The sequence below is a fragment of the Mesorhizobium sp. M1E.F.Ca.ET.041.01.1.1 genome (assembly GCF_003997355.1).
In the GTDB taxonomy this organism is placed as follows: domain Bacteria; phylum Pseudomonadota; class Alphaproteobacteria; order Rhizobiales; family Rhizobiaceae; genus Mesorhizobium.
The window spans coordinates 1-6,043 of sequence record NZ_RZSL01000380.1 but is presented as its reverse complement, the minus strand read 5'-3'; the positions used below and the strand labels follow the sequence as shown (position 1 = coordinate 6,043).

Sequence of the window (6,043 nt, the reverse complement as noted above, 5' to 3'; positions counted from 1 at the left end):
TTCGAGCACCGCGAGCGTGCGGTCGATACCGGCAAAGCTGGAGAACGGCCAGCCCGCGTCGCGGCTGACGACAGCCTCGGCGCCGCTTTCCTTCCCCGGAGACGTGCCGACCAGTGCCACCCTGATCAGTGGCCCGATCATCGATCTCAACGTCATGACGCGCCGGGGCCGCATGGGCCATACCGTCGAGCGGCTGTCGCTCTCGAGTGAAAGAGAGATTGACGCCGGCAGCGGTACGACGCTTGTCCTGCCGGTCGGTGTCGGCGTCAAAGTCTTCTCCCAGGACCTCGCAAGCCTCGGCCCGCTGGACATTTTGATTCTCGACCGAGACAGCCCGAAATTGCGCCTGGAGCCTGAAGGGCAGGGGCCTCTGTTCGTTATCAGGCTCTTCAACCTCGCCGCCAACGATTAACGGCTGTTTCCAAACATGATCGCGGCGCGGGCGAAATATCACCCGGCCCCTTGCATGTACCACGAAAAAGCCTGAATCCTTTCCCTGATCGGACCGCGGGCGGGGAAACGAGGGGCGTTCGCCCTTGAGTTGTCGAAAGGGGACGCCCCTGTCATGGAGCGCAAAAAAACTTTCGACCGGACCTGCCATGCAACCAATTGCATTTGAACCGGTTTTAGGGCCATTGCCGTGGCGGTGACGCCGCATTGCGCCCCGCCTTACGGAATAATCAATGAACATTCAGACGAACCCCACCAAGATCGAACAGACAAGCGCCGGCTTCCCGGTTGTCACGGAAGCGCCGATACGCTCCAATTTCCTGCCTGAGGACCGGCTGCGCGCGCTGGGCGCAGCACTTGCCGACGGCGAAGTCCGGGAGCTGTTCGGTCTGGCGCCGTTCGAATTCCAGGCCCGCATCCGCGACAGCGCCAAGAAGATTCTCGAAGTCTACCGTTCGACCAATGCCGCCCAGGCCAAGGGCGAGACGATCACACCCGCGGCGCAATGGCTGCTCGACAACAATTATCTGGTCGAGGAGACCATCTTCCAGGTCAAGCGCGACCTGCCGCGCCGTTTCTACCGCCAGTTGCCGACGCTCAAGCTTGCCGACGGCTCCGCCCTGCCGCGCGCCTTTGCCGTTGCCTGGAGCTATGTCGAGCATTCTGACAGCTCGGTCTCGGCGACCATGTTCAAGGCGATTGTCGAAGGCTTCCAGGCAGTCGAGCCGCTGAAGATCGGCGAGCTCTGGGCGCTGCCCTCGCTGCTGCGTTTCGTGCTGATCGAAAACCTCCGCCGTATCGCGGTGCGCGTCAACCGTACCCGGCAGATGCGCCAGATCGCCAACGAGGTCGCCGACCGCGTGCTCGCGACCGACGACAATGCCGACCGGACCAGGATCCTGTCGACCTACGCCGCGCACGCGCAGGACACGACTTTCGCCACCCAGCTCCTCTACCGCCTGCGCGACGGCTCGCAGAATGCCGGCCGGGCGCTGGAATGGCTGGAGGGCGAGCTCGAGAAGACCGGCTCCGACGCCGAGGAGATCATCATCTCGGAGCATCAGACGCTCTCCAGCGGCAACGTCACCACCGGCAACATCATCCGCGGCCTGCGCCTCATCAACGACGTCGACTGGACGGTCTGGTTCGAGGGCGTCAGCCGCATCGACACGCTGCTGCGCGAGCGCACCGATTTCGCCGCGCTCGATTTCTTCTCGCGCGACCAGTACCGCACCGCGATCGAGCAGATGGCGCGCCGCTCCGACCTTTCCGAGTACCGCGTCGCCGAAAAGGCGATCGAGCTTGCGGGCCACACGCCTGGGGTCACCGACGCGTCCGGCGTCCCCGAGACCGCCGATCCCGCGGTGCATACAGATGTCGGTTTCTTCCTGGTAGGGCCGCGCAGGCCGGAGCTGGAAAAGGCGATCGGCTACCGGCCGCCCTTCTATGTGACCTTCAAGCGCGCTTTTGCCAGCGCCGGCTGGCTCGGTATCGTCGTGCCGGTCTTCCTGCTGACCGCGCTGCTGCTTGTGCTGTCGGGAAGGGCGCTCGCCACTCTCGGGCTGTCGGTGGAGTCGGTCACGCTGATGCTGGCGCTGTTCGCGGTGCCCGCCAGCGAAGGCGCGTTGGCCTTCTTCAACACCGTCGTGGCGCTGTTCCTGAAGCCGACACGGCTTGTCGGCTATGATTACAAGCACGGCATCCCGGCCGCGGCGCGCACGCTCTGCGTGGTGCCGTCGCTCATCGGCTCGCGCGACGACGTCGAGGAAAACATCCGCAACATCGAGGTGCATCACCTCGCCAACACGGCGGAAGAGATCCATTTCGCACTCTTGTCCGACTGGCCGGATTCCAAGACCGAGATCGACGCCGCCGACATCGAGATCCTGCAATATGCCCGTGACGAGATCGCCAGGCTGAACGCCCGCTATCCATCGGAAGGCGCGCCGCGCTTCTATCTTCTGCATCGCCGGCGGCTCTACAACCAGGCGCAGGGCTGCTGGATGGGGTGGGAGCGCAAGCGCGGCAAGCTGCACGAGCTCAACCTTCTGTTGCGCGGCGACAGCGACACCACCTTCCTGCCGCTCGACGTGCCGCTGCCGGAAAAAGTCACCTATGTGATGACGCTCGACGCCGACACGCGCACCACGCGCGACGCCGTCTCGACGCTGGTCGGCGAGCTCGCGCACCCGCTGAACCGCCCGCATTTCGACCCGGCAAAGCGCCTCGTCACCGCCGGCTACACCATCCTGCAGCCGCGCATCACGGCATCGCTGACCAGCGGCGACGATGCCTCGTTCTTCCAGCGCGTCTTCTCGGCCAATCGCGGTCTCGACCCTTACGTCTTCGCCGTCTCAGACGTCTATCAGGACGTCTTCGGCGACGGCTCCTTCACCGGCAAAGGCCTCTATCACGTCGATGCCTTCGAGGCGGCGCTGAAGAGCCGCATCGAGGAAAACACCATCCTCAGCCACGACCTGCTCGAAGGCGCCCTGGCGCGCGCGGCACTTGTCACCGATGTCGAGCTGGTCGAGGACTATCCGACCCGCTACTCGGTCGACGCCTCGCGCCATCACCGCTGGGCGCGCGGCGACTGGCAATTGCTCGGCTTCATGTTCGATCCTCGCTCCGGCGTTCCGGCGCTGTCGCGCTGGAAGATGGTCGACAATCTGCGTCGCACGCTGACCCCGATCTTCTGGGTGATGGCCTGTATCGCCGGCTGGACGCTGCTGCCCTTCACGCAGGCCGCGCAGTGGCAGGCGCTTTTGATCCTCAGCCTGTTCATGGCGCCCACCTTCGACATCGTCAACGGCATCCTGCCGAAGAGCGGCGACCAGACGCCGCGCGGCCACTTCTCGGCGCTGGCGCGCGACACGGTCTTCGGCACGGCTCTGGTGGCCTTGAAAGTGCTGTTGATGGCGCATCTCGCCTGGATGATGGGCGATGCCATCATCCGCACGCTTTACCGGCTCTTCGTCAGCCGCCAGAACCTTCTCGAGTGGCGCACCGCCTCGCAGGCGCACAAGAGCGGCGGCAGCGATCTCGGCTCCTATTACAGCATGATGTACGGCGCCGTGATCATCGGCATCGTCGGCCTTGCCATTCCGGTGCTGGCCGATTCTACCGGCGCGTTCGTCGCCTTCTTCTTCGCGCTTTTCTGGATCGGCTCGCCCGCCGTCGCCTGCTGGATCAGCCGCTCGGCAGAGACCGAGGACAGGCTGCGCATTTCGGCGTCCGACATCCATGCGCTGCGCACCGTGGCGCGTCGCACCTGGCACTATTTCGAGACCTTCGTGACGGCCGAGCATCATTACCTGCCGCCCGACAATTTCCAGGAAAGCCCGGCGCCGGTGGTGGCGCCGCGCACTTCGCCGACCAATATCGGCGTCTACCTGCTCTCGGTGGTGTCGGCGCGCGATTTCGGCTGGATCAGCCTGGCCGACGCCATCACCCGCATCGACGCCACGATGACCACCATCGAGAACATGCCGCGCGACCGCGGGCATCTCTACAACTGGTACGACACGACGACGCTGAAGCCGCTCTATCCGCTCTATATCTCGGCGGTGGACAGCGGCAATCTCGCCGGCCATCTGGTCGCGGTGGCCGCGGCCTGCGCCGAATGGGCCGAGGCGCCTTCGGTCCACCTGCAGGGCGATTTCGAGGGTATCCTCGACACCGTCACCATCCTCGACGAGAGCCTTGAGGACCTGCCCGACGACCGCCGGCAGTTGCGGCCGCTGCGCCAGCGTCTCGCCGACCGGCTCGACGGCATGCGCCGCGCGGTGATGACCATCAAGGCGCAGCCCGAGATGGCCTCGATCCGCACCATCAACCTCGCGGTGCTGGCCGGCGAGATCCGCAAGCTCGCCACCGCGATCCACACCGAGGCGGCATCACCGAAGAGCGATGTCATCGCCGACTGGGCGGCCAGGCTGGAGGCGACCTGCGAGGCGCATGTGCACGATTCGCACAATGACGAAGGTGCGGTCTCGGCGCTCCGCACCAAGCTGCTGGCGCTGCGCGGACGCTGCCGCCGCTACGCCTTCGAGATGGATTTCTCCTTCCTGATGCGGCAGGAGCGCAAGCTTCTGTCGATCGGCTACCGCGTCGAGGAGCACCAGCTCGACGAGAGCTGCTACGACCTGCTCGCTTCCGAGGCGCGACTGACCAGCCTGTTCGCCATCGCCAAGGGTGACCTGCCGACGGAGCACTGGTTCAGGCTCGGCCGCCCGATCGTCGAGATCGGCTTCAAGGGCTCGCTGATGTCCTGGTCGGGCTCGATGTTCGAGTATCTGATGCCGCCGCTGGTGATGAAGGAGCCGCAGGGCTCGATCCTCAACCAGACCAGCAAGGTCATCATCAAGCGCCAGATCCAGTATGCGCGTTCCAAGAACGTGCCCTGGGGCATCTCGGAAGCGGCCTACAACGCCCGCGACCGTGAGCTCACCTACCAGTACACCAATTTCGGCGTGCCCGGCCTCGGCCTGAAGCGTGGCCTCGGCCAGAACACCGTGATCGCGCCTTACGCCACGATCCTGGCGGCGCAGTTCAATCCGCGCGAGGCCGTGCAGAACCTGATGCGGCTGCGCTCGATCGGCGCGCTCGGCCGCCACGGCTATTATGATGCGGTCGATTTCACGCCGCAACGCGTGCCGGAAGGCAGCGACCACGCTGTCGTCCAGAACTACATGGCCCACCATTCCGGCATGTCGATCGCCGCCGTGGCGGATGCCATCTTCGAGGGCCGGTTGCGCGAACGTTTCCACAGCGACCCGGTGATCGAGTCGGCCGAACTGCTGCTGCAGGAGAAGGCGCCGCGCGACATTCCGACCGCCACGGTCCGCACCGAGGCCGACGAGCGCGCCAAGGACGAGACCGAGACCGAGAGCCCCGACAGCCGCATCATCCTCGATCCGATCAAGGCGCTGCGCGCGACCAATGTCATGTCCAACGGCCGCTACTCGGTCATGGTCACCGCAACCGGCTCCGGCTACAGCCGCTTCGGCGAGCTTGCCGTCACCCGCTGGCAGCCGGACCCGAGCGAGGACCGTCTCGGCTCCTACATCTTCCTGCGCGATACCGCGAACGGCGATTGGTGGTCGGCGACAGCCGAACCAAAGCGCGCGGAGGGTGAACGCGTGCAGACGCTGTTTGCCGACGACAAGGCGAGCTTCACCAAGTCGGTCGGCTCGCTGCGTTCGGAAGTCGAATGTATCGTGATTTCGGAAGGCAATGGCGAAGGCCGCCGCATCACGCTCTACAATGACGGCGCCACCGACCGGCACATCGAGGTAACCTCCTTCGCCGAGCTGGTGCTGGGCAACGAAGCCTCTGACAACGCCCATCCGGCGTTTTCGAAGATGTTCGTCGAGACCGAGATTGCGCAGAACAACGGCGCGATCTTCGCCACCAGGCGCAAGCGCGAGAAGAACGAGCCCGACATCACGATGGTGCATTTCGTCACCGATCCGGCGGGTCCCTCGCGCGACGCGGAGGCGGAAACCGACCGCCGTGCCTTCATTGGCCGGGGTCGTACCATCGCCGATGCCGCCGCTTTCGATCCGGGCGCCAGGCTTGGCGGCCACCAGGG

2 protein-coding genes are annotated in these 6,043 nt (G+C 65.2%); both read left to right on the top strand.

The window, feature by feature from the left end; all coding sequences use genetic code 11:
- Positions 1–412: HutD family protein (locus tag EOA38_RS25185; RefSeq protein ID WP_189434871.1), on the top strand; the 412-nt coding region annotated here is incomplete at its 5' end.
- A 271-nt stretch (positions 413–683) separates the two neighbouring features.
- The coding region (locus EOA38_RS25180) for a glucoamylase family protein (protein WP_281060116.1) at positions 684–6,043 on the top strand (5,360 nt) is incomplete at its 3' end.